The sequence below is a fragment of the Bradyrhizobium manausense genome (assembly GCF_018131105.1).
GTDB classification, from domain to species: Bacteria; Pseudomonadota; Alphaproteobacteria; order Rhizobiales; family Xanthobacteraceae; genus Bradyrhizobium; species Bradyrhizobium manausense_B.
In genome coordinates, this window is the sequence record NZ_JAFCJI010000002.1 from 741,190 (window position 1) to 765,899 (window position 24,710).

The 24,710-nt window shown below is 65.2% G+C and carries 21 protein-coding genes; 4 read left to right on the top strand and 17 right to left on the bottom strand.

Features of this window, described 5'->3' with window-relative positions:
- Positions 1-89 precede the first annotated feature (89 nt).
- Positions 90-1,028, top strand: a complete 939-nt coding sequence (locus JQ631_RS23755) for a LysR family transcriptional regulator (RefSeq protein ID WP_212329867.1) — start codon at positions 90-92, stop codon at positions 1,026-1,028.
- A gap of 10 nt (positions 1,029-1,038) precedes the next feature.
- On the opposite strand, the gene JQ631_RS23760 is transcribed toward JQ631_RS23755, so the two are convergent.
- Both JQ631_RS23760 and uxuA read right to left on the bottom strand, forming a co-directional pair.
- The gene (locus JQ631_RS23760) at positions 1,039-2,184 is read right to left on the bottom strand and encodes an alpha-hydroxy acid oxidase (RefSeq protein ID WP_212329869.1); all 1,146 of its coding nucleotides are present in this window, start codon (positions 2,182-2,184) and stop codon (positions 1,039-1,041) included.
- 33 nt (positions 2,185-2,217) lie between these two features.
- Positions 2,218-3,408, bottom strand: a complete 1,191-nt coding sequence (uxuA, locus tag JQ631_RS23765) for a mannonate dehydratase (RefSeq protein WP_212329878.1) — start codon at positions 3,406-3,408, stop codon at positions 2,218-2,220.
- A 251-nt stretch (positions 3,409-3,659) separates the two neighbouring features.
- Between uxuA and JQ631_RS23770 the strand changes: the two genes are divergently transcribed.
- The gene (locus JQ631_RS23770; RefSeq protein WP_212329880.1) at positions 3,660-4,067 is read left to right on the top strand and encodes a nuclear transport factor 2 family protein; all 408 of its coding nucleotides are present in this window, start codon (positions 3,660-3,662) and stop codon (positions 4,065-4,067) included.
- A 2-nt stretch (positions 4,068-4,069) separates the two neighbouring features.
- Here the strand turns inward: JQ631_RS23770 and JQ631_RS23775 are convergent, their stop codons facing one another.
- Positions 4,070-4,780 carry an HAD family hydrolase gene (locus JQ631_RS23775; protein ID WP_212329883.1) on the bottom strand — a complete coding sequence of 237 codons (711 nt, stop codon included), beginning with the start codon at positions 4,778-4,780 and terminating at the stop codon, positions 4,070-4,072.
- A 148-nt stretch (positions 4,781-4,928) separates the two neighbouring features.
- Between JQ631_RS23775 and JQ631_RS23780 the strand changes: the two genes are divergently transcribed.
- Positions 4,929-5,786 (top strand): SDR family oxidoreductase, encoded by an 858-nt coding sequence (locus JQ631_RS23780; protein WP_212329885.1) that lies wholly within the window; start codon positions 4,929-4,931, stop codon positions 5,784-5,786.
- A 45-nt stretch (positions 5,787-5,831) separates the two neighbouring features.
- On the opposite strand, the gene JQ631_RS23785 is transcribed toward JQ631_RS23780, so the two are convergent.
- From JQ631_RS23785 to JQ631_RS23795, 3 genes are all read right to left on the bottom strand, one after another.
- Positions 5,832-6,719, bottom strand: coding sequence for a dienelactone hydrolase family protein (locus tag JQ631_RS23785; protein ID WP_212329887.1), 888 nt, complete (start codon positions 6,717-6,719; stop codon positions 5,832-5,834).
- 100 nt (positions 6,720-6,819) lie between these two features.
- Positions 6,820-8,040, bottom strand: a complete 1,221-nt coding sequence (locus JQ631_RS23790) for an MFS transporter (protein WP_249161028.1) — start codon at positions 8,038-8,040, stop codon at positions 6,820-6,822.
- Between the two features lie 841 nt (positions 8,041-8,881).
- Positions 8,882-9,946 (bottom strand): ketopantoate reductase family protein, encoded by a 1,065-nt coding sequence (locus tag JQ631_RS23795; RefSeq protein WP_212329889.1) that lies wholly within the window; start codon positions 9,944-9,946, stop codon positions 8,882-8,884.
- 358 nt (positions 9,947-10,304) lie between these two features.
- Between JQ631_RS23795 and JQ631_RS23800 the strand changes: the two genes are divergently transcribed.
- Positions 10,305-11,816 (top strand): helicase HerA domain-containing protein, encoded by a 1,512-nt coding sequence (locus JQ631_RS23800; protein ID WP_212329891.1) that lies wholly within the window; start codon positions 10,305-10,307, stop codon positions 11,814-11,816.
- On the opposite strand, the gene JQ631_RS23805 is transcribed toward JQ631_RS23800, so the two are convergent.
- From JQ631_RS23805 to JQ631_RS23855, 11 genes are all read right to left on the bottom strand, one after another.
- Positions 11,813-14,092 carry a TonB-dependent receptor gene (locus JQ631_RS23805; protein WP_433995525.1) on the bottom strand — a complete coding sequence of 760 codons (2,280 nt, stop codon included), beginning with the start codon at positions 14,090-14,092 and terminating at the stop codon, positions 11,813-11,815. The genes JQ631_RS23800 and JQ631_RS23805 overlap by 4 nt on opposite strands.
- Positions 14,073-15,140, bottom strand: a complete 1,068-nt coding sequence (locus JQ631_RS23810) for a HoxN/HupN/NixA family nickel/cobalt transporter (RefSeq protein ID WP_212329893.1) — start codon at positions 15,138-15,140, stop codon at positions 14,073-14,075. The genes JQ631_RS23805 and JQ631_RS23810 overlap by 20 nt, the downstream gene beginning before the upstream one ends.
- A gap of 105 nt (positions 15,141-15,245) precedes the next feature.
- Positions 15,246-15,986: an ABC transporter ATP-binding protein gene (locus JQ631_RS23815; RefSeq protein WP_212329895.1), complete on the bottom strand. Its 741-nt coding sequence runs from the start codon at positions 15,984-15,986 to the stop codon at positions 15,246-15,248.
- Positions 15,983-16,828 carry an ABC transporter ATP-binding protein gene (locus tag JQ631_RS23820; protein ID WP_212329897.1) on the bottom strand — a complete coding sequence of 282 codons (846 nt, stop codon included), beginning with the start codon at positions 16,826-16,828 and terminating at the stop codon, positions 15,983-15,985. The genes JQ631_RS23815 and JQ631_RS23820 overlap by 4 nt, the downstream gene beginning before the upstream one ends.
- Positions 16,828-18,651, bottom strand: coding sequence for an ABC transporter permease (locus JQ631_RS23825; RefSeq protein ID WP_212329906.1), 1,824 nt, complete (start codon positions 18,649-18,651; stop codon positions 16,828-16,830). Before JQ631_RS23825 ends, JQ631_RS23820 begins: the two co-directional genes overlap by 1 nt.
- 53 nt (positions 18,652-18,704) lie before the next feature.
- Positions 18,705-19,859 carry an ABC transporter substrate-binding protein gene (locus JQ631_RS23830; RefSeq protein WP_212329908.1) on the bottom strand — a complete coding sequence of 385 codons (1,155 nt, stop codon included), beginning with the start codon at positions 19,857-19,859 and terminating at the stop codon, positions 18,705-18,707.
- Positions 19,860-19,892: 33 nt separating this feature from the next.
- Complete coding sequence (locus tag JQ631_RS23835; RefSeq protein ID WP_212329910.1) at positions 19,893-20,471, bottom strand: alkylhydroperoxidase domain protein; 579 nt, start codon at positions 20,469-20,471, stop codon at positions 19,893-19,895.
- A 14-nt stretch (positions 20,472-20,485) separates the two neighbouring features.
- Positions 20,486-21,085 (bottom strand): CMD domain protein, encoded by a 600-nt coding sequence (locus tag JQ631_RS23840; RefSeq protein ID WP_212331554.1) that lies wholly within the window; start codon positions 21,083-21,085, stop codon positions 20,486-20,488.
- 37 nt (positions 21,086-21,122) lie between these two features.
- A complete protein-coding gene (locus JQ631_RS23845; RefSeq protein ID WP_212329912.1) occupies positions 21,123-22,157 on the bottom strand; it encodes a putative FMN-dependent luciferase-like monooxygenase in 1,035 nt (344 codons plus the stop codon).
- A 131-nt stretch (positions 22,158-22,288) separates the two neighbouring features.
- Complete coding sequence (locus tag JQ631_RS23850; RefSeq protein ID WP_212329914.1) at positions 22,289-23,083, bottom strand: MetQ/NlpA family ABC transporter substrate-binding protein; 795 nt, start codon at positions 23,081-23,083, stop codon at positions 22,289-22,291.
- Between the two features lie 163 nt (positions 23,084-23,246).
- The gene (locus JQ631_RS23855) at positions 23,247-24,689 is read right to left on the bottom strand and encodes an MATE family efflux transporter (protein ID WP_212329923.1); all 1,443 of its coding nucleotides are present in this window, start codon (positions 24,687-24,689) and stop codon (positions 23,247-23,249) included.
- Positions 24,690-24,710: the final 21 nt, after the last annotated feature.

Below are 24,710 nucleotides of genomic sequence, written 5' to 3' on the forward strand. Positions count from 1 at the left end.
ACCCTGTCTTTAGGCTGTCATGTCAATGACAACAGAGTTGGCAAAATCCGGCAATTGCCAAATTCTCACGCTCCTCATAACATGACGTTATGCCAGAGCTGCGCCGGATGCTGCCCTCCAGTAACGCCCTGTTCGTCTTCGACGCAGCGGCGCGCAATGGCAGCTTCACGGCCGCAGCCGCCGAACTGAATGTCACGCAGCCGGCAGTGAGCCGCATGCTCGGGCAATTCGAGGAGCATCTAGGCGTCCGCCTGTTCGACCGTAAGGCGGGCCGCGCGGTGCTGACAGAGGAAGGCGAGCTGCTCTATCGCCGCGTGCTCGAAGGCTTTCGCAGCATCGAGACCGGCCTTGTCGACATCGAGCGGCGCCGCAAGGGCACGGAGACGGTGACACTGTCGGTCTCCTCCGCTTTCACCACGCACTGGCTGATGCCGCGCATCGACAAGCTGCAGAAGCAGTTTCCGCAGGTCGATCTGCGCTTCCAGCTGATCTCAGGCGCGCTGCGCGGGCCGGTCGAGAATGTCGATCTCGGTATGCGCTTTCGCGATCGCGAGGAGCCGTCGTCCGGCGGCACGCTGGTGATGAAGGAAGTGATGCTGCCGATGTGCAGCCCCACCTATCTTGGCGAGACCGATCCCGCCGAGGGCAACACCATCATCCGCCTTGCGGAGACGCCGGGCGATTGGGCCGCGGACTACGCTTCGCTGCTCACCGGGCGGCGCGGTGCGGCCAAGGGGCTGAGCTTCACCGATTATGCCGTCGTGGTGCAGGCCGCCCTGCTCGGCCAGGGCATCGCGCTCGGCTGGTTGACGGTTGCCTCGCATTGGCTATTGACCGGCGCACTGGTCCCCGCCTCCGACCGGCTCACCACCACGCGCCGCATCTGCGAATTCCTGCCGCCGCGCAACCGACCGATGCGTCCCATCGCCGCCGAGATCCGCGATTGGATCATTGGCCAGATGCAAAGTGAGATCGCGGCAATCGACAAGCTCTATCCCAAGCTCGGCGCGATGGCCGCCTGCTATTGATGCGGGCGCGCTACCTGAAACGCAGATTGGCGCGCGAGAGCTGGCTGACCGAATTGCAGCCCATCAGCTTCATGCCGCGCTCGAGCTCGGCGCGCAGCAGGCCGAGGGCCCGTTCGACGCCAGGTTGGCCGGCGGCCGCGAGCGGATAGAGATAATAACGCCCTAGCCCCACAGCCTTGGCCCCGAGCGACAGCGCTTTCAAGACATGCGTTCCGCGCTGAATTCCGCCATCCATCATCACGTCGATGCGGTCGCCCACGGCATCGACAATTTCGGCAAGCTGATCGAAAGCCGAACGGGAGCCGTCGAGCTGGCGGCCGCCATGATTTGACAGGACGATCCCCGCGCAGCCGATGTCGACCGCGCGGCGCGCGTCTTCCACCGACATGATCCCCTTCAGGCAAAACGGCCCGCTCCAGGTCTTCACCATCTCCGCAACGTCGTCCCAGTTCATCGCGGGGTCGAGCATCTCGGTGAAATAGCGGCCGATCGACATGGTGCCGCCGCCCATGTCGACATGCTCGTCCAGTTGCGGCAGCCGGAACTTCTCGTGGGTGACGTAATCAATGCCCCACCGCGGCTTGATCGCGAACTGCAGCATGCCGGGAAGCGTCAGGCGGAAGGGAATGCTGAACCCGGTGCGCAGATCGCGCTCGCGATTTCCGCCGGTGATGCTGTCGACCGTCAGCATCATCACCTCGACGCCCGCCTCCCTGGCGCGCTGCATCATGGCGCGGTTGAGGCCGCGATCCCGGTGGAAGTAGAATTGATAGACCTGCGGCGTATCATAGGCCCTGCGCAATTCCTCCAGGCTCACGGTGCCAAGCGAGGAGACACCGAACATGGTGCCAAATTTCGCAGCCGCAGCGGCGACCGCACGCTCGCCATCATAATGAAACAGCCGCTGCAAGGCGGTCGGCGAGCAATAGAACGGCTGCGCGAGCTTCTGGCCCATGACTGTCACCGAGAGGTCGACCTGCTGCACGCCGCGCAGCACGTTGGGCAAGAGATCGCAATGCTCGAAGCTGGCGCTGTTGCGGCGGAGGGTCGTCTCGTCGTCGGCCCCGCCGTCGATATAATCAAAGATCGGGCCGGGCAGCCGGCTCTGCGCCAGCCGCCGGAAGTCGTGGAAGTTGTGACACTCTGTCAGGCGCATCTCTTACCTCTGCTCATCCGCCGCAGCAGATCCCTATCGATGCCCGATCGCGCGAATTGCGCCACGGAGCTCGGCGAGACCGCGGAGGCGGCCGATCGCAGTATAGCCGGGATTGGTGCGCTTGGTGGCGGCGAGATCGTCGAGCATGCGGTGGCCGTGATCAGGTCGGAACACAATTCTCCTGTCCGGTGGCCGCCGCGCGTTCTCCTTCAAGAGCGCCTTCAGCACCGCAATCATGTCGACGTCGCCGTCGAGATGGTCGGACTCGTGGAAGGACACACCATCGGCCTCGCGCCTGGTCGCGCGCAGATGGGCAAAGGCGATGCGCGGGCCGAAGCGTTCGGCCATTGCGGGCAAATCGTTCTCGGCACGCACGCCGAGCGAGCCGGTGCACAGGCAGATGCCGTTGGCCTTTGACGGCACAGCATCGAACAGCGCCTGGTAGTCCTCTGCCGTGGAGGCGATACGCGGCAGGCCAAACAGCGGCCGCGGCGGATCATCCGGGTGCAGGGGCAAGGATACGCCGAGTTGCTCGGCGACCGGGGCGACGCGGGCCAGGAATTCAGCGAGATGCTGCCGCAGGATCTTTGGCGTGATGTCGCGATAGGCGTCCAGCTTGTCGCGGAATTGCGGAATGGTCATCGGCTCGGTGGTCGAGCCCGGCAGCGCGCTGGCGATCACCATGACGAGATAGTCGATATCGGCTTGGCTCATCTGGTCGAACAGCTTCTTGGCGCACGCCTGCTGCTCGGGCGAATATTCCTGACGTGCGGCCGGTCGCTCCAGAATGTGAAGCTCGAACGCCGCAAACCGGTCCTGATCGAAGCGCAGGGCGCGTGCGCCGTTCGGCAATTCCCATTCGAGATCCGTGCGGCACCAGTCGACCACGGGCATGAAATTGTAGCAGATGATCTTGATGTCTGACGCAGCGACCGCTTCCAGGCTCGCGATCCAGGCCTCGATCGACTTCGTCGCTTTGCCGCCAAGACGTTTGACGTCGTCGGGGATCGGAACCGATTCCACCACCGACCAGGTCAATTGCGAGCGGCCGGGCTGGCCGTTCTCGATGAAATTCTTGCGCTCCTCGACCGCCTTGCGCGTCCAGGCCTCGCCGATCGGCACCTGATGCAGCGCCGAGACGATGTCGCTCGCGCCGGCCTGCCTGACGTCGTCCAGGGAAACCGGATCATTCGGTCCGTACCAGCGCCATCCCTCGAGCATCATGGGTTATCTCCAATCAATTGGCGGTCAGCACGACCTTGACGCTCTGCGAGCGGTCGAGCGCCAGCCGGCCCCAATCAATTCCACCGCGATCATGAATTCAAGCCCGGCAGCTTCTACAAGGAAGGTGCGCGGCGTGCGGTAGCGACACTCGTTTCGGCATGATTACAAACTGGGCAGCGATGCTGCACTGCGTTCAAAGTCGGACAGAAGTCGCGCTTGATTTTTGCCTGCCGTTGGCCCACCCGAGAGGCATGGCAAAGGACAACGAGGTCATCGCCGCGAACGCGGCTTTCTACGCCGCCTTCTCGACGGGCGATTTTGACGGCATGAAGCAGATGTGGGCGGATGACGATGCCATTTCCTGCATTCATCCCGGCTGGCCTGCGATCGTCGGCCATGCCACCGTGATCGGCAGCTGGCGCGACATCCTGCAGAGCCCTGAGAGGCCGCAAATCGTCTGTGCCGAGCCGCAGGCGATCGTCGACGGCGACAGTGCCCGTGTGCTCTGCATCGAAATCGTCGATGGCACTGCGCTCGCCGCCGCCAACCATTTCCGCCGCGTCGGCGACGGCTGGAGGCTGGTGCATCACCAGTCGAGCCCGATCGCACAGATCGTCGAGCAGGCAGAGGACGACCGAGCAAGCCACCGGGTACACTGACCCTATCCGAGCTCCTCGAGATCATCCAGCACGCACCGGGCGTCCCGGAAATCATCATCGCGGAAATACATGCTGCGGGTGATGAGCACGGGAATGCCCGCCTGCGAGGCTGCAACCAGCCCATTCGCAGAATCCTCGATCGCGAGGCAATCCGAAGGCGACAGCTTCAGTCGCGCCAGAATCTCGAGATAGACGTCCGGCGCCGGCTTCTTGTGCCTGACATCGTCGCCGGCAACGATCGCATCGAAGTCCGCGGCCCAGCGCGGCCCCAGTGCCTGCGACAGCAGCGCATCGATATTGCCGTGCGAGGTCGTCGTCGCAATCGCCAGCCGCTGGCCGCGCCCCTTTGCGGCCGCGAGCAGGTCCCGCACGCCGGGCCGCAAAGGGCAGCAGCCGGTCTCGACCAGCTCGGCGTAATGCGCCGTCTTGATGCGGTGAAGCTCGGCGATATCAGCGTCCGACAACGGCGGTGCAATCCACTGCCTGGCGTGGAAGGCGCGGATGCGCTCCTTGCCGCCGGTCACCCGCAGCAAATCCTTGTAGATGGCGCGGTCCCAATGCCAGTCGAGCTCCCGACGGGCGAAGGCGTGGTTGAAGGCCCGCCGATGCAGCTCCTCGGTCTCGGCGAGGGTCCCGTCGACATCGAGGATCAGCGCCGCCGCGTTCCAGATCAGCTCTGCCGCATCCGCTGCAGCGATCGCTTCCGCCGGCATGATCCGCGCCTCCCTGTGACAGGCGACCATCGCCCGAGGCGGCCGGCGAGTAAAATCGCAATATCTTTTGCCGGACCCAAAAATCTCTTATGAGCGTGGGCGCGCCGCGCGCGCGCGACCGGGAACTCGGACCCAGCACGGGAAACGCATGCGACTCTTCATCCTCGGCCTCGGCTATAGCGCCCTGCATTTCGTCCGCAAGTTCGGCGGCAGCTTCTCGCATGTCGCCGGCACGGTGCGCGATCCCGCGACGCGGAACGACCTCGCCGGGATCGAGCTGCATGGCTTTTCCGGCAGCCGTCCGGCGGATGCCACGATCGACCGTATCCGCGAGTCCGATGTCCTCATCGTCTCCATCCCGCCCGGCCCCCTTGGCGATCCCGCGCTCGCCGCGCTCGGCGATGTGATGGCGGCGGGCCGCCGCAAGGTCGTTTATCTCTCCACCATCGGCGTCTACGGTGATCACGCCGGCGGATGGGTCGATGAGAGCACACCACCGCAATCTTCCCTCGATCGCGCGCGGATGCGGGTCGCCGCGGAACAAGCCTGGACGGAGACGGCGCACGGGGACGTCGCGATCCTGCGGCTTGCCGGCATCTACGGTCCCGGCCGCAACGCGCTGGTGACGCTGCGCAGCGGTAGGGCACGCCGCATCATCAAGCCCGGCCAGGTCTTCAACCGCATTCATGTCGACGACATCGCGAGCGCCATCATGGCAGCGATCAGCCATCAGGGCTGCGGCACCTGGAACGTCTGCGACGACGAGCCCACGCCGCCGCAGGACGTGATCACCTATGCCGCGCAGCTCATGGGCATTGCACCGCCCGCCGACGAAGCGTTCTCGACGGCCGAGATGTCGCCGATGGCGCGCAGCTTCTATGCCAGCAGCGCCCGCGTCTCCAATGCAAGATTGAAGCGCGAGCTTGGCGTCGCGCTTGTCCATCCGACCTATCGGCATGGCCTTGATGCACTGTGGCGCGCCGAAGATGGGACTCACGCGGCTTGACAGCGAGAGGGCGGCGGATCCGGCCGCCCTCTCCTACATCCAGTGTCAGCTCAACACACCGTATTTCTTGAACCAGGCTTGCGCCTGCTTCCAGGCGTCTTCTGCCGCGTCCTTGCGGTAGCTGCTGCGGTAGTCGGCATGGAAGCCGTGCGGCGCGTCGGGATAGATCTTGAACTCGGCCGTCTTCTTGTTCTGCGCGAGCGCCGCCTTGAACTGCTCGACCTGGGCGACGGGAATGCCGGTATCGGCGCCGCCATAGAGACCAAGCACCGGCGCCTTCATCTCGGGCGCGAGCTGGAGCGGGCTCTTCGGCCAGAGCGGATTGGGCGCATCGACCGGCGGACCATAGAAGGCGACCCCGGCCTTGAGCATGCCGCTGTGGGCGGCATACTCCCAGACCGTGCGGCCGCCGCGGCAGAAGCCGATGATGCCGAGCTTGGCGGTGTCGCCGCCCTGCGATCCCGCCCAGGCCGCAGTCGCGTCGAGATCGGACAGCAGCTCGGCATCCGGCTTGGCGTTGACGATCGTCAACAGGTCCTTGATGTCGGTGATCTTGGTGAGATCGCTGCCCTTGCGGAAGTAATAGTCGGGCGCAACCGCGAAGGCGCCGAGCTTGGCGAGGCGCCGCGTTACGTCCTTGATGTATTCGTGCAGGCCAAAGATCTCCATCGCGACGATGATCACAGGAGCCTTGGTGTTCCCGGCCGGTCGGGCGAAATAAGCCGGCATCTCCGCGGAACCGACCTTGATCTTGGCGTCGCCGGCCTGAAGACCGCTGGTGTCGGTCGTGATCACCTCGGCGCGGACGGGACCTGCCGCAAGCGTATAGCCGGCGGCGACGGCCGCAGTGGCGCTCATGAATCCGCGACGCGAGACCGGGGCGACTTTCGTCAACCCGACCACGTCGGCCGTCATGGTGGTTTCGATGCTCATTGGTCGATCCTTCCTGATTCCTAACCTTGATCGTTCAGGCGGGGCATTCGCCAATAATTGCCGGCGAAACGCAAATCACCAGCCTGCGAGCTTTCGCCGGTCAGACGTTGCGGATCCTGCCCGGCGCGGTCTCCGGCAGCAGGCTCATTGCGACAAGTCCGACAATTCCGGCAAGCAGCAGGTACCAGGCCGGCGCCAGCGGATCGCCGGTGACATGCAGCAGCCAGGTTACGACGAGCTGCGCGGTACCGCCAAAGCTCGCGATCGCGACCGCGTAGACGGTGGCGAACACGCCGCCGCGAATGCTTTGGGGCAGCGCCTCGGTGAAGGTCGCATAGAAGGCCGTGAACGGCAGTGAACCGATGACCGAGAGCACGCCGAAACCAACCAGCAGCGACAGCGTGCCGGGCGCATGAACGATCCACAGGAAGACCGGATAGGTCAGCAGCAGCGTGGCAAGCTGCGGCCAGATCATCACGGGCTTGCGGCCAAGACGATCGGCGAGCCAGCCGCCGACCAGCGCGCCAGCAAACTGAATGGCGTTGCTGACCAGCGAAACTCCGAAGGCGAGCGTCGACGAGACATGCAGCGTGTTCTGCGCATAGGTCGTCATGTATTGCGTGACGTAGGTCGAGATCGTGCCGCTTGCCAGAACCATCAGCGCCAGCACGATCAGGCCGGTGTGGCGGCGGGCCTGCGAGAGATGGCCCGTGCTTTCCGTCGCCGCGACGCCGGCTTCCGCCTGGGGGACCGTCTCCGGCAGGGTTCGGCGCATCCAGACGCCGAACGGCAGACAGACTGCGCCGATCAGAAAGGCAACCCGCCAGCCATAGAGATCCAGCATCTCCGGCGCCATCATCTTGCTGAGGATGACACCGACCAGCGCCCCGGCGGTGGCTGCAATCTCCTGGCTCGCCGGTTGCCATGCCACCACCAGCGCCCGGTGCTCGATCGGTGCGATCTCGATCAGATAGGCGGTGGTCGGCCCGACCTCGCCGCCGAGCGCAAAGCCCTGCACCATGCGGGCCGCGATCACGATGATCGGCGCAGCGAGCCCGATCGAATTGTAGGACGGCGTGAACGTGATGGTCAGGATCGCCGCCCCCATCAGCGCGAAGCTCACCAGCATGGCGGGCCGCCGGCCGATCCGGTCGGAATAGATGCCGAGGACCACGCCGCCGATCGGCCGCGTCACGAAGCCGGCGCCGAACGTCGCCAGCGACAGCATCAGGCTGCCGTACTCGCTTCCGGTCGGAAAGAAGGTGTGGCCGATCTGGATCGCGAAGAAGCTGTAGGTGATGAAATCATAGAACTCGAGCATGTTGCCGACGGTGGCGGCCAGTGCTGCGCGTTTGACGTTGAATGGTGCGGCTTGCACGTTTCCCGACAACACTCTTGAGGTTCCCGATCCGATCACGTGCCCGATTTAACCGCGTCACCGCATTGCGTCGCAAGGGGCGACATCGCCATTCTCAAAACCGTGTTTCAACATTCAGACACGCCTTCGCGTTCTCGCGGCGCGTTTCGCCCGAGCTTTGCTTGATCTCTTTACCCTCTTGTCCAGGAGGGCGCAGGGAAGGCCGGGTGCCGGCTGGCACCCGCGGTCCGCTGCGCGAGATGTAGCGCAGTGAAAGACCGCACAGCAGCATACAGGTGAAGCCCAACACACGGCCTTCCCTGCGCGATGGGTTGACGGCTTATGCCGTGCTCTCCCGGGAGCCGAATTCCTTCTGGCCTCCCTCGCCTCGCGAATTGACGATGTGGTTGATCCGGTTGGACGCTCCACACCTCCGCGAAAGCTTGACCGTAGCGACGACGGCCGGGACCACACGGTTTTGCCGTACGCACGTTCGTTGGCGCCACAAGGGTTTTCCCGCGCTGTCGACGTTGCGGGAAAAATGTTGGCGAGACGAACTTCACAGCGCCGTTCGTCCGCACGCGGTCTCGGACTCACAGGGACTACCCGCCCTGCCCGCACCCCTCGTGCCGACGCTGCCGCGTCCACCGCAAGCCCGGCTCGCAATTCGTGACGACGTACGATCGCCCCTCGAGGATGAGCCGGGATGAGCGATACCTACGCCATTTCCGAATTTCGGTAAAGTGGAATATTTTTACGGAGACAGATTGACAGCCTTCGCGGTGTTTTGCCCGTCGGGCAGCCGTTACTCCGCGCCCGATCCGCCCTGCACGATTTTTTCGTTGAGCTTCTGGTCGACGGTCTCGACCGTGCGGTCGATCTCGACATTGGGCGCGCCGAGCTGATGCGAGATCAGCTTCACGAGAAGGTCGACGCGCTCGATGAAGGGCGCGCCGCTCGCGACCGCGCGCGCGGCCGACGAGGGCTTCAGCAGGCTTTCCGCGGCCTTGGCGTATTTCGCGAACGGCACCTGGTCCTCGGGATCGGCGCCGAGACGGCGGGCGATGGTGTCGACATGGTCATAGATCGTCTGCGAGCGTGCGAGATCGCCGTGCACGGCATCGCGGATCGACTGCGGCTCGTTCGGCGTGATGCAGCGATAGTTGCCGGTGAGCAGCATCGACCATTTCGCCAGCGGGACGAATAGCGAGTCGAATACCTTCAGCTTCACCGGCACGTCCTTGCCGTCGAGCGTCACAGCATCGATGTCGGCTTCGAGCTCGCGCAGCACCTTGTTGTGCTTCTCGTCGGCGAAGGCCGACGCCTTGAAGTTGGTGGGGAGGCCGACATGGAGCACGTTCGCCGCCTCCTCCGGCGGACGGAAGGCCTGCGGATCGGGCGAGCACAGCGTCACCAGTCCCGGCTCAAATCGCTCCCACACCTGCGCATTGGTGTAGGCTTCCTCGAGATCCATGTCGGCGAGTGTCGGGATGCGCTTGAGATAAGGCAGCGGTGGCATGTTCATGATCGAGAGGCACGGCAGCTTCGCCGCGGCGATCTTGACCATGAGCATGCGGACCGTGTGATTGGTATATTGCGGCTCCTGCATCGCCAGGCCGACCATGTCGTAGCGAGAGACGTCGACAGTCTGAGGCGTCACCGCGTCGAGCCTGCCCGGCAGGTTGCGCGAGAAGATGGCGCGATGCACCGCCTCGTCGCGCAGCTTGATGCGCACCTCGGTCCCGTCGCGGTTGATCAGCTCCGCGGTCTTGGCGCGGCAGACCAGGGTCACGTTATGCCCGGCCATCAGGAGCTTGGTGCCCAGCAGGGAGCCATAGGAAGCACCCAGAATCAGAACGTTGCGCGCCATGTTCGTCCCCTCGATATCTTGTGTGATTTTTGAGCCCCGGCCGTCATCCGCGCGGGTGCATTGCAACATCTAAGACAAACCGGTCGGAGATGGCAACTGGGATAATGCATACAAGGCCACCGGACATTCCGTCACACGGATAGCGGCCAGCGAACCGGTTCCTCGCAAAATTGCGGCTTAGCCGAAATACGCGGCGTCGTTGATCCCGACTTGATTCCAGCCCGCACTTCTACAGCTTTCAAATCCCGGCTGAAATTCCGCCGTGGGCAACGCAGTGTGTTCCCACGTGTTTCGCTCGACGCATCCCGATCCGATTGATAAGTCCCTTGCCGCGAATGACGGGGCTTGAGTCGGGGACATGACGGTTGCGATCGAGATGGGGCTGACCACGGCGGGCGCCGGGGCGGCCATGGACCTCGAGGAACTCCTGGCGACCCGTCTTCTGGTGCAGGGCAATTCCGGCTCCGGCAAGTCGCATCTGCTGAGGCGCCTGCTCGAGCAGAGCGCGCCCTGGGTGCAGCAGGCCATCATCGACCCCGAAGGCGATTTCGTCACCCTGGCAGAGCGATTCGGCCATCTGGTGATCGACGCCGAGGATCACACCGAGCGCGGCCTGCAGGTCGCGGGCGAACGCGCCCGCCTGCATCGTGTCTCCACCGTGCTCAATCTCGAAGGGCTGGACGCCGAGAATCAGATGCGGCGCGCGGCCGCCTTCCTCGGCGGCATGTTCGACGTCGAGCGCGACCATTGGTACCCGATGCTGGTGGTGGTCGACGAGGCGCAACTGTTCGCGCCGGCGGTCGCCGGCGAAGTCTCGGACGAGGCGCGAAAGCTGTCGCTCAGTGCCATGACCAATCTGATGTGCCGCGGCCGCAAGCGCGGCCTCGCCGGCATCATCGCGACGCAACGTCTGGCAAAGCTCGCCAAGAACGTCGCGGCCGAAGCCTCGAACTTCCTGATGGGCCGGACCTTCCTCGACATCGACATGGCCCGCGCCGCCGATCTGCTCGGCATGGAGCGGCGGCAGGCGGAAGCCTTTCGCGATCTCGAACGCGGACAATTCATGGCGCTGGGACCCGCGCTGTCGCGCCGTCCGTTGCGGCTCAACATCGGCCCGACCGCGACCTCCCCGCGCAATTCGACGCCGCGGCTGATGCCGCTGCCGGAGGCAGCGACGGAAGATATGCGCGCAGTGATTCTGGCTGCACCGCCGCCGGATGCCAGCCGGCCGCAGCGGCGGCCTGCACCTGATCTGCTCGAGCAACTCCGCGCGGCCAAGGCGGCAGCGCCCGAGATCAGCCCTGAAGTGGTCGAGGTTCCGGTCAGTGCCGAGGAGCTTGCCGAGCGGCGCGAGCGTGTCGACCGTACCTTGCGCGCCGTGCTGGCCGCGCCTGATGCCGGCTTCCGCGCCATCGGCGTGCTCTACCAGGAGTTCGTGGTCCGCTGCCGCATCGAAGGTCTCGGCGCGTCCGTGCCCGACCTCGGCGAATTCCGTCGCATGCTGACGCATGCGCGCGCAGGTCTCGGCACTGATATCGCCGAAGACGATGCCTGGCAGGAGGTGACGCTGCGCGCCTCGATCCTGCCCGACGACATGCAGGGCGTGTTCATGATGATCGCGCGCGCCGCGAAAGAAGGCTGGCCCTGTCCTGGCGATGCCGCGATCGCGCGCGCCTATGGCTCGCATTCGCTGCGCCGCGCCCAGCGTCTCCTCGGCTACATGGAGGAGCAGGGCCTGATCGTGGTCCAGGTCGACGGCGGCGGACGCAGGTTCGTGACGCTGGTGGAATTGGCTTGGGCGACCGCGCCGGGCGACCCCAATGGGGATGATCAGCCGGCGGAGCCGATGCAGAACGCGGCGTCGGCCTAGAACGCTCCTGCGACCGTCAGACGGAACGTCAGCGGCTCGACCGGGTGCAGCACGTAATCCATCACGCCGTTCTGGCAAACCGCGGTCGGCGCGACCCCGCCAGCGCAGAGATTGTAGAGCGTGTCGGTCTTGAGCAGCGAGCCATAGGCATAGGTGATCTGGTTCGCCTGCGCGTTGAAGAGATTGAGCACGTCGAGCTGGATGCGCCAGCCATTGTCGATGCGATAGCCAAAACGGCCGTTGAAAATGCTGGTTGCTGACGAACGAAATGCATTGTCTTCCGTCAGCGGGCTCGCCGCCAGATAGCGCCAGCGCAACGAGCCGAACCAGCCGGTCTTTTCGCCGATCGTGATACCGGCGGACGCCACCATCGGCGGTGCATTCGGGATGTAATTGCCGGGCGCGTTGCCGATCTGCGCTTCGGGATAGCCGGCGAGCGAGGCATAGACCGCGGCCTGGTCGCTGTCAGTGCCGCGAAAGCGCGCATGCGTCATCGCGAGATCGGCGTCGATGTCGATCCAGGAGCGTGGGCGGTAATGGCTGATCCATTCAAAGCCGTAACGGCGACTGGCGCGCGTCGCTTCGGTGTCACCGGCATCGCCGGAGAACAGAATCTCGGAATCCTGATCGAGGATGAAGAGGCTGAGCGAGGCGTCGAGCCCGGGAATGATCCTGCTGCGCACGCCAACCTCCGCGCCGCGCGTACGCACCAGCAGCGGCGACGGCGAGAGTTTTGTGGCGGGATCGCCGGGGTCTTCGGTCGTGGTCGCGCCGCGGGCGTCATTCGAGTGCATGCCATAGCCAGCGCCGAGGAAAAATTCGGTCTGGTTGAAGGGGCCGAACACCATGCGGAATTTCGGGCTGCCGAGTGAGGCATCGACATGCCCGGAATTGTTGGCGTTGAACAGCGAGGTGACATCGGCGGCGTAATAGTCGCCGCGCCAGCCGATTGTGGTGCGGAGCCAATCGGTCCAACGCACGGTGTTCTCGGCAAAGATGCCGACGCTGCCCTCGCCCACCTTGTCGCTGCGGATGTTAGACAGGAAACCGCGCTGGAGCGTGTTGGAGAGCGCAAGATCGATCGCATCGTAGCGCGATTGCAGGCCGAAGGTGGTCCGCATCGGCAGTTCAGCGAACGATCCGTCCAGCGTACGCGAGATATTGGCGCTGGCCATCAGGCGATCGTCGTGCTGGTGGAATTGGTCGCCCAGCACTGGATCATTGAGGTAATAGGTGAAATTATTGAAGAGATCGAGCTGGCTCTTCACGACATAGGCGTTGGCTTTCCAGGAGCCGAGATCGTCGCTCTGTGCGACGCGGCCTGACAGCGCGAAGCGGTTGGTGTTGCCGCCGTCGCTCGGATCCTCCGAGCCGAAGCGGTCGAGAAAGCCTGACGTGATCGCGCGCTGCGGGATCTGATCCGTAGAACTCCATTTGTTCGTATAGGCCATGCCGGTGATGGAGACGCCGTCGGTCGCGGTGCCCTGGCTGTAGCGCAGGAGGCCATTGAGCTTGCGGACATTGTCGGGATTGGCCCATGGACCGTTATAAGTGCCGATCTCGCCGGCGACGAGCAGCGAGCCATCGCTGACCTTCGTGGAGTCCATACCGAGCAGGCGGCGATAACCGAAACTGCCGACTGTGACCTGCGCCAGGCCTTTTTCGGTGCGATCGATCAGGCCGATATGGATGCTGCCGACGGAGGCAAAATCGCCTTCGTCGGCGAAGTACGGCCCCTTGCGCACGTCCATCGCGCCAATGGTCTCGGGGATCAGCCAGTTGAGGTCGGCATAGCCCTGGCCATGCGCATGGGTGCGCATATTGACGGGAACGTCGTCGACGGTGATGGCGAGATCAGTGCCGTGATCGAGATTATAGCCGCGCAGAAAATACTGGTTGGCTTTGCCCTCGCCGGAATGCTGGGTGACGATCAGCCCCGGCACGGCTTCGAGCGCCTCTCCCGGCCGCGTGAAGGTGCGTGCGTTGAGCGCCTCGCCGGAGATGGTGAGCTCGCTTGCCATGCTTGGCGCGCTCGTGGCGCCGGAGGCGACACCTGCGGGAGCAGACAGCGGCTGCGCGACGAGATGGCGCGGCGCTGTGGCCAGTCTCGCTGTGCGGCGCGGAGGTGGAGGCTTCTTGCGATGCGGCGCCTCGCCGCCGATGATTTGGATCGGCGGCAGCTCGCTCTGCGCCAACGGCTTGCCTTCGCCAGCGACGAGGACGAAAGCCGGGAGCGCCGCGAGAACGACGCAGCGCTCAGGCGGCCTCGGTCGCATCGAGACCATCCGGCGTCGCACCGCGCGAATCCGCGAACATCCGGCGATAGAGCACGCTCGAGACGAGCCACGCGATCACGAACAGCGCGACCACGGCAAAGCCGACATTGCCGAGCGACTCATTGAGGGCGTCGACCAGCGTCCAAACGCCGCCGGACAGGCCGAGCCGATCGCTGATCAGACCAAGCGCCTCGATGCCGCCGATGAACAGCGCCACTGCGACGGAGGCGCCTGTAATGGTGAGGTTGTACCAGAGCTTGCGCATGGGATCGACGAGGGCCCAGCGATAGGCGCCCGCCATCAGCGCGGAGTCGGCGGTGTCGACCAGCGCCATGCCTGACGCGAACAGCGCGGGCAAGACCAGGATATCGGCGAGCGAGGCACCACGTGCGGCCTCGGTCGCGGAGATGCTGAGCAGGCCGATCTCTGTCGCGGTGTCGAAGCCGAGGCCGAACAGGAGGCCGAGCGGAAACATGTGCCAGGGCCTCGTCACCAGGCGGAACATCGGGCCGAGCAGGCGCGCCAGGAATCCACGATGAGCGAGCAGCGCATCGAGCCCGGCGGCATCGTGAACGCCCTGCTCGCGCGCCAGGCGGAACGTCCGCCACAGGCCGGCGAAGATGGCGAGGTTGATGGCGGCGATCGCCAGCAGGAACAGCGCCGACACCGAGGTGCCGACCAGGCTGCCGATATCCTTCAGCAGGCTGTCGCCGCCAAGACTGACGACTCCGAGCGCGAGCAGCATGGTCGCGACCACAACGACAGTGGAGTGGCCGAGCGCAAAATAGAGGCCGACACTGCGCGGCGCATCGCCTGCCTGCATCAGCTTGCGCACGACGTTGTCGATGGCGGCGATGTGGTCGGCATCGACGGCGTGGCGCAGGCCGAACACCCAGGCGAGCAGCGCCGTCGCCATCACCGCAGGCCGGTCGCCGAACGCCGCGAAAGCCCAGGCCCATGCGGCAACGTTGGCGGCGACGAGCCCGCCGAACAGCAGCACCACACCGGGCTCGGCCGCCCGCACAGACCATCTCGTCACGACACGCATTCCCGCCGCACGCCCCATTGTGCCAACGGTATGATCTTTTCACAGGATAGTCATACTGACCAGTGCAAACCCAGGCGATCGGAACGGTCTTCGCGCATGGCGGCCCTACGCCGCCTCGGACCCGCCGAGATAGGCGTCGCGCACGCGAGGGTCGTCCTTCAGCGTCCGCGCCGAACCCGACAGCACGATCTTGCCGGTCTGAAGCACATAGGCCTCGTGCGCGATCTCGAGCGCGAGGCTGGCGTTCTGCTCGACCATGAAGACCGAGACGCCTTCCTGATTGATGGTCCGGATCAGCTCCAGCACGCGATCGACATAGAGCGGCGACAGGCCCATCGTCGGCTCGTCCATCACGATCAGGCGGGGCCGGCTCATCAGCGCGCGCGCCATCGCGACCATCTGCTGCTCGCCGCCGGACAAGGAGCCCGCGCGCTGCGACAACCGTTGGCCGAGCTTCGGGAACAGCGTCAGCATCCTGTCGAGATCCTGCACGACCGCGTCGCGATCATTGCGCACGAAGGCACCCATCAGGATGTTCTCGCGGACGCTCATGTCCGCGAACAGCCGTCGCGCTTCCGGCACCGAGGCGATGCCGCGGCGAACGATCTGCGGCGTGGTGAGGCCGAGCAGCGAGGCGCCGTCGAACGTCACCTCGCCGGAGCGTGGCTTCACCAGGCCCAGAATGATCTTCATCGTCGTCGACTTGCCGCTGGCATTGCCGCCGAGCAGGCAGACGATGTGGCCGCGACCCACCGTGATCGACAGGTCGAAATGGACCTGGGCCTGGCCGTAGAACGTGTTGACGTCAGTCAGCGCCAGCAGAGGTTCGGGTGCGCTTGTCGTCATGCCGCGCTCTCCTGCTCTGGTCCGCCCGACAGACCGTGGCCGAGATAGGCCTCGATCACCTTGGGATTGCCACGCACCTCTTCGCCCGGCCCTTCCGCGATCTTTTGGCCTTCGTCCATGACGATGACGCGGTCGGAGAGCCGCATCACCATCTCCAGCTTGTGCTCGATCAGGAGGATGGTCAGCCCCTCCGCCTTCAGCTCGGCGACGAGCGCCTGCATCTCCGCGGTCTCGCTGGGGTTCATGCCGGCGGTGGGTTCATCGAGCAGCAGGAGCCGCGGCTTCAGTGCGAGAGCGCGCGCGATCTCGACGCGGCGGCGATTGGCATAGGACAGGCTGTAGGCGGGCTGGTCGATCCGCGGCAGCAGCCGCTCGCCGAAGCGGGCGAGAATGGTTTTGACTTCCTCGCGCAGGCGGTCTTCCTCAGCCTTCACGCTCGCGGGCCGCAGCAGCGCCAGTCCCAGCTCGAGCAGCGGACCGATCACCGGCATCGCAGGCTTCACGGCGCGTAAGCGCGTGTGGGCGCCGATCAGGACGTTGTCCATCACGCTGAGATTGCCGAAGACGCGGCCGAGCTGGAATGTGCGCGCGATGCCTTGCGCCGCCAGCCGTTCCGGCGAGAGGCCGGTGATGTCCTGCCCCTCGAACCTGACGGTGCCCGCATCCGGCCGGTCGAGCCCGGTCACGAGATTGAACAGCGTGGTCTTGCCGGCGCCGTTCGGGCCGATGATGCTGATCAGCTCGCCCTTGGCGAGGTCGAGATCGATGGCGTCGACGGCGGTGAGGCCACCGAAACGGCGCGTCAGTCCGCGCAGGGACAGCATGGACGCGGGTTCCGCCATCACATCGTCCCCAACAGGCCCTGCGGCCTGAACCGGACCAGCAGCAGCAGCACGATGCCGTAGATCAGGATGCGGTACTCCGCCGCGATCCGGAAGACTTCGGGCAGGCCGACCAGCGCCACCGCGCCGACGATGGCGCCGACGACGTTGCCGAGGCCGCCGAGGATCACGACGGTCAGCGCCAGGATGGATTGCTGCGTGTTGAAGGTCTCGTGGTTGATGTAGGAATAGAGATGCGCGGCGATGCCGCCACTGACACCGGCAGCGAACCCGCCGAAGATGAAGGCAAGCGACTTGTAGCGGTTCAGGCTGAGGCCATAGGCGCGCGCGGCGACGTCGTCGTCGCGGATGGCGCGAAAACTGCGACCGAGATGCGAGCCGAGCAGGCGCGCCTGCAGTAGCGCCAGCACAACCATCACCGCAAAGCTGAACCAGTAGATCGATGTCGGGCTGGTCAGCTCGTAGCCGAACAGCGACAGCGGCGGAATGCCGGAGATACCAATCGGACCACGCGTGACGCTCTCCCAGTTCAGGATCACCAGCGACACGATTTCACCGATCGCGAGCGTCGCGATCGAGACGTAATGGCCGCGCAGGCGGAACGACGGCGAGATCAGGATGGTGCCGAGCGCCGCGCTCATCAGGCCGCCGGCGATGATGGCAAGGCCGACGGGGACAGCTAACGTCAGCGACAGCAGCGCGGACGTGTAGGCGCCAATCGCGAGCAGCGCGGCGTGACCGAGCGAGACCTGCCCGATCGTGCCGGCGACGAGCGTCAGGCTGAGCGCGAGCATGCCAAGCAGCCAGGCGTTGATCAGCGTCTGCAGCATGTAGAACGACACCGGCAGCAGCGGCAGGATCGCAAACACGGCCGCCACGACCAGCAGCGCCCAGCGCGGAATCCGCACCGGTCGGCTCGGCGCGATGAACGTGCCGGTGAGCGGCTCGGGCGGGGCCTGCCGGGCGCTCGCGAACAGGCCGTTCGGCCGCAGCACCAGCACGACGACCAGCAGCAGGAAGGCGAACAGGTTGCGGTAGCTGGTGCCGAACACGGCGACGCCGTAGCTCTCGACCAGTCCGAGCAACAGGCTGCCGACCACTGCGCCTGGCACATTGCCGGCGCCGCCGACGACCTCGGCGACGACGCCCTTGAGCGTCGCCTGCAGGCTCATCGCGGTGTCGATCTGGTTGTAGTACATGCCGACCAAAAGGCCGGAGACGCCGCCGAGGGCGGCGGCAATGCCGAACACGGTTTGATTGACGCGGTTGACATCGACGCCCATCTGCATCGCGGCGTCGCGGTCCTGCGAGGCGGCGCGCACCGCCCAGCCGAGCTTGGTATAGCGCAGGAACACGAACAACATGAGCGCGCTGGAGATGCCGACGCCGGCGATCAGGAGATCGAGCGGGCCGATGGTGCCGCCGCCGACCTGGAAGCGCACATCCGGCAACTGGCTCGGCAACGCGCGCGGATTGGGCGAGAAAGTCAGCATCACCAGCTGGTCCAGCACGAAGCTGATGCCGATCGTCGCCAGCAGCGGCGCGATGCGCACGGAGTTCTGCAGGGGACGCAGGCCGAACCGCTCGATGATCAGCCCGACCAGAGCGGCAACCACCGCAACGAAGATGATGGTCAGCGGCAGTGGCGTGTGCAGCTGCACCACCGCGACCCAGCCGATATAGGCGCCGACGAGATAGATCGAGCCCTGCGCGAAGTTGATCAGCCGGCTGACGCCGAAGATCAGCGCGAGCCCGACCGCAACGAGGGCGTAGACGTTACCGACGATCAGCCCGTTGATGGTGTAGTCGAGCCAGGAAGACACGCAGGGTTCCTAATGAAGGGAAAAAGGCCGGCGCGAGCGCTCCGGCCATCATGTCAGGTCGGCTTGCCGTCCCAAAGCGCGAACTGGCCCTTGCGCACGACGAGCTCGGCATTCATCGCGCCCTTGACGCGGCGGGTCGCGACGTCGAACGTCGCGGTGCCGAAGATCACGCTCGGGACGTCCTTGACCTTGGCAAAGGCATCGCGGATCGCCTTGCGATCGGCGCCGCCGATCCTCACCACGGCTGCGGCCATGTTCATCGCGTCATAGGCGTAGGCGTTGAAGGCGTCGGGCTCGAGCCCGTTGTACTTCTTCTTGAAGCCGGCGATGAACTTCTGCACCTCGGGCCGCGGGTCCTCCGGGAAGTAGCGCGTGCCGACATGGACGTCCTCGACGGCGTCGCCGCCGAGCTCGAGGAATTTCGGCGAATAGACCGAGCTCGCGGCGCAGATCACCTGCTTCAGCCCGACCTGCCGCGCCTGCCGCGCGATCAGCGCACCATCGGAATAATAGGAGATCAGGACCAGGCCGTCAGGATTGGCGTCGCGCACGCGCACCAGCGTGGAGCGGAAGTCGCGCTCCTCGGGGATATAGCCTTCGGTGACGACGATCTCCGCACCATATTCCTTGGCGGCGTTGTTGAAATAGTCGCGGCTGGTACGGCCCCAATCGGTGTTGAGGTGCAGCACCGCAAGCTTCTTGAGGCCGAGGCTCTTGACGGCATATCGCGCCAGCAGCGGCTGCTCGTCGGCCTGGCTGACCGACGTGCTCCACATGAAGTCGCCGCCCTTGGTGAAGTCAGGATGCGAATTGGTGAAGCCGAACTGCACGAGGCCGCCGCGCTGGTAGATCGGCGAGGCCGCCATCGAGGCGGTGCTGGAGAAATCACCGAGCTCCAGGACGATGCGGGGATCGGAGACGAACTTCTGCGCGATCGCCACCGACTGGCGCGGATCGCTCTGGCTGTCTTCGAACGTATAAGCGAGCTTGCGTCCGTTGATGCCGCCGGCGGCCTGGATCTCGTCCAGCGCGAGATCAAAGCCCTGCTTCCATTGCGTGCCGTATTGCGCATTCGGGCCCGTCAGCGGACCGCTGACGCCGAGCAGGATCGGATCGGCGTCAGCGAATGCCGCGCGCGAAAGTGCCGTTCCAGCGAGTGCGGCGGCGAGCGAGCCCTTGACCAGGGTTCGGCGATTGATGTTGCTCATGCACGGCTCCATCCAGTCTGGTGTTGAAACAGATTACTTCGAGGGCTCGCCGAGCGACAGCATCAGCCGGTTCGCCCAGTTGAAGAACGAGGCGCCGTTGATGACGTCGACGATCTCGGCGTCGTCGAGGCCGGCGCTGCGCAGCTCCGCGATATTCTCGGGGCCGAATGCGATCGGCGTCGACGCCAGCGCCACCGAGGCCTTGACCACGGCATTCCAGCGCTCGCCGAGATCGGCATCGACACCCTCGTCGAGCAGCTTCTGCACGTCCTCGCGGCGCTTGGAATAGGTGCTGGCGAAGCGCGCATGCACCGAGGCGCAATAGATGCAGCCATTGTAGCGCGAGGTCGCAGCCGCCGCGAGCTCGCGCTCGGCACGCGGCAGGCCGTCGGCGACGTTGTAGAAGATGTCCTTGTCGGTCTTGGTGCGGGCCTCCAGCACCTCAGGGTCACGCACCAGCAGGCGGAAATATTCCGACTTGGCGCGGGCGCGATCGACCAGGCCATTGAAATGCCGTTCGGTGAGCTCGGCCTCGGGTAGCGGCTCGATCCAGGAGACCCAGCCGAGCTCATCCTGGGTGAAGGCGACCGGCGGATTGACGGTGGCGCTCATGATGCAGCCTCCTCTTATGCGTTCACGGCGGCGAGCGTGCGCAAGCCGCTGACGACGCGCACCTGAAACGACAGGAACGCGACGAGTTGTGAGAAGGTGACGATGCCGGTGTTCGACCAGCCGGCGGCAAGCAGCGCGTTCATGTCGCTGGACGCCGCATCACGCGGCCGGAACACCAGCAGATGCGCATGCTCGAGCGCCGCGACGAGCCGGGTGCCGAGCCCCGATTTGCTTGCCGCGCTCACGCGAAAAATGAGACCCGCCGTGTTCTCGATCGACAGCGGCCCTGCCGGAAACGAGCCATACGGGCCCGAGGTCTTGCCGCGTGCGATCTCGGCGTCGATCGCATCAAGCAGAGCCGCGCCGCCCGAGGTCGCCGCAAGCTTGTCGCGATAGAAGGCCGCAACGGGGGATTCGCCATGGAGCCCGGTCACGAAGGCCGCGACGGCGGCGCGTTCGAGCAGCGAAAAATCGCCGGTGTCGATCGGCTCGAACAGAGAGAGATAGCTCTTCTGAGCGTTCTCACGCGCTTGCAAGCGGCGCGCGCGGATGCCGTCCAGCGCCGATCCCGGTTCGATGCCGGCGAGTTTGTCGATGATATCGGTCGGTGCCATCATTCAGCCTCGTGCAACGCATTCACATTCATATCGACTAGCCTGCCAGCGCCACGCCGGGCGCGGTCCGGGTCCAGCCCAGCGCCGGCGCGACCTTGTCCGCCACGAGCTCAATCGAGCGCAGGACGTGGGGGTGCGGCGCATCGACCGAATGCACCTGGAACACCAGGTCAGTCACTCGATCCAGCGTCGCATCGGCGCGCAGCGACGCAATCACTTCGTCGGCGCCGCCGACATGGGTATCAAACGCAATGATCATCTCCTCCAGTGTCTCGCCGGGAGGAAGGTGACCGCTCTTCATGAATTGCGGCAGTGCGCGACGCAGCCCGATATCGGCGAGCCGCATCGCCTCGCGATGATCGTCGGCGACGAACACACTACGCGAGGCCATGATGCGCGGTTCCGCACCCGGCGGCAGCGCGGCGAGATAAGCGTCGATGATCGGGTTCTGGATCTCGGCGAGCGTGGCCGCCGGCGCGTCCTTGGCCCGAGGCTGGGTGCGCGACAGCAGCAGGCCATCGCCGGCCTTTCCGGCCCGCGCGCCACCTGCCACGGAGAAAGTCGCCTGCCAGATACGTTTGTCGAGCTGCGGCCGCTGCGGATAGAGCGTGTCGCCGCCGTCGAGCGGCTTGCCGGTCAGCGCCTTGCGGACCACTTCAAGATTGCGCGCAAAGATCTCGTTGCGCTGGGTGCCGTCAAGGCCGAAGGCGGCAAAGGCAGACGGGTTGCCCCCGGTGCCGACGCCAAGCTCGAACCGACCATTGCAGAGCAGATCCAGCACCGCGGCGTCTTCCGCCACCCGTACCGCGCTCTCCAGCGGCAAGGTCACGATGCCGGTGCCAAGGCGAATCCGAGAGGTTTGCGCAGCGACGTAACCGAGGAAGGTAAAGGGAGATGGCAGCCCGCCCTCGCGCTCGTGGAAATGGTGCTGCGCGATCCACGCGGAGTCGAGGCCCGCCTTCTCGGCACGCACGATCTGCTCGGCGGCGAAGCGATAGCGCTCCGCCGGCGGCGCTTCATCGAGCAGCCGCGTGAAAAATCCCAGGCGTTTCAGGTTTGCAAAGCGTTTCATACGACCCCTGTCGGGCGAGGATGGCCACGGCCCCCGATGATGTCGGTTGCAGCGACCCGAGACAAGCGGGCAATGCGCAAGGCTGCCCGCCGGGATCGCCGCCCGCGCCGGACCCTGGCCAGGCAGACTGCCTACCAGCTCGGCAACACCGCACCCTTGAACTTGGTGAGGATGAACTCCTTCACCTCGGGCGTATGATAGCTGTCGATCAGGATCTTGACCCAGGGCTTGTCCTTGTCGGCGCTGCGCACGGCGATCAGGTTGACATAGGGCCCCTTGGGGTCTTCGCGCAGGATCGGATCCTTGACCGGATCGAGGCCCGCCTGGGTTGCATAATTGGTGTTGATCGCGGCCGCGTCGACATCGTCGAGCGCGCGCGGCGCCTGAGCCGCATCGACCTCGATGAACTTCAGCTTCTTGGGGTTCTCGGTGATATCGAGCACGGTCGGCTTGAAACCGACACCGTCCTTCAGCTTGATCACACCCTTGTCGCGCAGCAGGAGCAGCACGCGACCGCCATTGGTCGGGTCGTTCGGGATCGAGATCTTGCCACCGTCGGGAATGTCGGCGAAGGCCTTGTGCTTCTTCGAATAGACGCCGATCGGGAAATTCACGGTGAGGCCAGCCGACTCGATCTTGTAGCCTCGATCGGCCTTCTGGTTGTCGAGGTATGGCTGGTTCTGGAACGAATTGGCCTGGATCTCACCGGCATCGAGCGCGGCGTTCGGCACCACGTAGTCGGAGAACTCGATGAGCTGGATGTCGAGCCCCTGCTTGGCCGCGACCGGCTTCACCGCCTCGAAGATCTGCGCATGCGGCCCCGGCGTCACGCCGATCTTGATGGTCTCAGCTGACGCTGCGGCCGACCATACGGCCAGCGCGGTTGCGACGATCAAAGCGGGACGAAACGACATCTTGGTCTCCATGACTCGACGACAATGAGTGGAACCGTATTCGCTTCTCCGCCGGACGAAATCAATGAAATGAAAATCCATATTGACCGCCTGTAGCGGGCAACGCTTCTCCCTTCGCCGCCAAATGGGAAACGAACGCAGATTGGGTCAGCTCGAAGCCGCGCGCAAGCCCTTCCTAGGCGCGCTGCTCGGCGCGCCAGGTCGAGGGCGAGACCATGATCAGCACCGCGATCACGGCATAGGCGGCGAGCGATACCGTGACCATGCTGGCAAGCCCGGTCATTCCCGCGCCGAAATACGCAACCGCAATCCAGCCGCCGCCGGCTGCGATCAGGATGCGGGCGACCCCGGAGGCGAGCGGGCCCAGCGCCCGGCCCGCTCCTTGTGCTGCGAACGATGTGACGAAGCCAAAACCCAGCGCTGCATAGGCCGGCCCGACAATGCGCAAATAGGTCATGCCCTCGCTCACCACATCGGCGTCGTGGCTGAAGAGATCGAGCCAAGCGGTCGGGACAATCGCGACAAACAGTCCGATCGCCCCCGTCATGATCATGCCGGCGGCGCCGCTGACCCAGCCGATCCGTTGCGCCCGCGCGGCCTGGCCTGCCCCCATGTTGACGCCGACCATGGTCAGCGTCGCCGTGCTGATGCCGAACAGCAGCGGGATCATGATGTAGTCGAGCCGAGAGGCGATGCCGTAGCCGGCGAGCGCGGAGGTGCCGAACAGGCCGACCGCGCCGGTGACGAGGATGACGGTGAGATTCGTCAGCACAGCATTGAAGGCGGTGGGGATGCCGACCCTGAGCATGTCGCCGAAGATCTTTGCGCGCAATGGCACGATGTGCAGCCGCAGGCCGGCCGCGCCCGAGGACATGTAGCGCAGCAGGAACAGCATCGCCGCGCTGTAATAGAGGCCGAAGGCAATGCCGGCGCCTCCGATGCCGAGGCTTGGAACCGGCCCGAACCCGAAGATCAGCAACGGCGAGACCGGGATCGTCACGATCGCGCCGATCAGCGTCACCAGCGCCGGGACCTTGACGTTGCCGGAGCCGCGCAATGCGGCGGCCTGGAGATTGACGATCCAGACCGGAATCGCGCCTGCGAAGAGATAGCTGGAATAGGTGATGGCCGCGTCAAGCGCGCCGGCGCGGCCGCCGAGCGTCCGAAACAGCGCCGGGCCGCCAAAGTGCACCCCCAGCGTGAACAGCGCGCCGGCGATGATCGCAAGCACGATGGCGTGGAAAAGTGCCGCATCCGCATCGTCGCGACGGCCGGCGCCGACCGCGCGCGCTACCGAGGAGGCGACGCCGGAGCCGAAACCGCCATTCGACATCATCGTCATCAGCATGAAGATCGGGAACACCAGCGCGGCGCCGGCCAGTGCGTCGGTGCCGAGATAGCCAACGTAATAGGCCTCGGCGATGTTCACCGCGGTCTGTGCCACCAGCACGGTCACGGTCGGTGCCGCGAGCTTGAGCAGGGTCGGCAGGATCGGCGCGGTCAGAAGCGCGGCGCGACGCTGGTCGGCGGTCGATGCCACCGGGCGAGGCGCAGCCGCACCCTGCGCAGGGGCCTCGATCACGGACAGTGGCGGTGCGGCGATGTCCTCGACTGACATTCCTGGGTCCTGTTGTGTTCC